Here is a 1,752-nt window from a genome sequence, read left to right as displayed (position 1 = left end):
AGGGGCGCAAGACCAGCAGGCTGCGGGTCTCGCACGCCTTCCACTCGCCGCTCATGGAACCGATGCTCGCCGACTTCCGCGCCGTCGCCGAGCGCCTGGCGTACGGCGTGCCGGAACTGACCGTCGTCTCCAACGTGACCGGCGGCCCGGCCACACCGGACCAGCTCCGCACCCCCGACTACTGGGTCACCCACGTCCGCGAAGCCGTACGGTTCGCCGACGGGATACAGGCCCTGCACACCGAGGGCGTGACCCGCTTCCTGGAGCTGGGCCCGGACGGCACCCTCTCGGCCATGGCCCGCGCGTCACTGCCGGACGAGGCCGTACTCGTCCCCGCCCTGCGCAAGGACCGCCCGGAGGAGGCGGCGCTCCTGGCGGCCCTGTCACACCTGCATGTGGAGGGCTCGGCGATCGACTGGGCCGCGTTCTTCACCGGCACGGACGCACACGTCGTCGACCTGCCGACGTACGCCTTCCAGCACCGGCGCTACTGGCCCACCCCCGGCGCCACCGGCACCGGGGACATCACCGCGGCCGGTCTCGAAGCGGCCGGGCATCCGCTGCTGAGCGCCGCGGTGGAACTGTCCGGCGGCGACGGCCTGCTGTTCACCTCACGCCTGTCGCTCCCGACACATCCGTGGCTGGCCGACCACGTGGTGATGGACTCGGTGCTGCTGCCGGGAACGGCCTTCGTCGAACTCGCCGTCCGCGCCGCCGACGAAGCGGACTGCGGCCGGATCGACGAACTGACCCTGGCCGCCCCGCTCGTCCTGCCCGAGAACGGCGGCGTGCAACTGCAACTGCACGTCGGCCCCGCCGACGAGACCGGCAGCCGGGCCCTCACCATCCGCTCCCGTCCCGAAGGCGACGGCGACCGGCCGTGGGTCCAGCACGCCACCGGCGTCCTCGTGGCCGGCGAGCCGGCCGACCCCGGCCACGACTTCCACGCGGAATCCTGGCCCCCCGCCGACGCCGAGGCCGTCGACCTGAGCGGCCTCTACCCCGGCCTGGCCGCGAGCGGATTCGACTACGGGCCGCACTTCCAGGGCCTGCGGGCCGCCTGGCGCCGGGGCGACGAGGTGTTCGCCGAAGTCGCCCTGCCCGACGCCGCCGAAGCCGACGCGCCCGCGTACGGTCTGCACCCGGCCCTGCTCGACGCGGCCCTGCACGCCTGCGCCCTCGACGGGCTGGACCGCGGCGTCCTCCCCTTCTCCTGGGAGAACGTCTCGCTGCACGCCTCCGGCGCCTCGGCCGTACGGGCCCGGATCGTCCGGCACGGCGGCGACACGCTGTCCCTCGACATCGCCGACACCGAGGGCGAGCCGGTCGCCTCCGTCGGCACCCTGGTCCTGCGGGCGGCCTCCGGTGACCCGCTCGAAGGCGGCGCGAGCCCGGTCGGGCGCGACGCGCTGTTCCGCGTGCAGTGGAACCCCGTACGCCTGCCCCCGGCCCGGGCCGCGGAGCCCGTGGCGACACTCGGTTCCCTGGCCGGCGCGCCGTTCGAGAGCCACCCCGACCTGGCGGCCCTCGCCGAGTCCGGCCAGGTGCCGGGCACGGTGCTGGTCCCGGTGGACGCCGGTTCCGGCGACCTGGTGGAGTCGGCGCACGCCACCGCCGCCCGGACGCTGGACCTGGCCCAGTCGTGGCTGGCTGATGGGCGGTTTGCCGCCTCGCGTCTGGTGTTCGTGACGCGTGGTGCGGTGTCGGGTGTGGATCTGGCGGGTGCGGCGGTGTGGGGTCTGGTGCGGTCGG

The 1,752-nt window shown here is 74.8% G+C and carries 1 protein-coding gene; it reads left to right on the top strand.

Features of this window, described 5'->3' with window-relative positions:
• Positions 1 to 1,752, top strand: a 1,752-nt coding sequence (locus ACH4EB_RS38675) for a polyketide synthase dehydratase domain-containing protein (protein WP_398353229.1), incomplete at both ends; no start/stop codon positions are given.

The organism is Streptomyces sp. NPDC018045 (assembly GCF_044327445.1).
Classification (GTDB): domain Bacteria; phylum Actinomycetota; class Actinomycetes; order Streptomycetales; family Streptomycetaceae; genus Streptomyces.
This window is presented reverse-complemented; position numbering and strand designations above follow the sequence as displayed.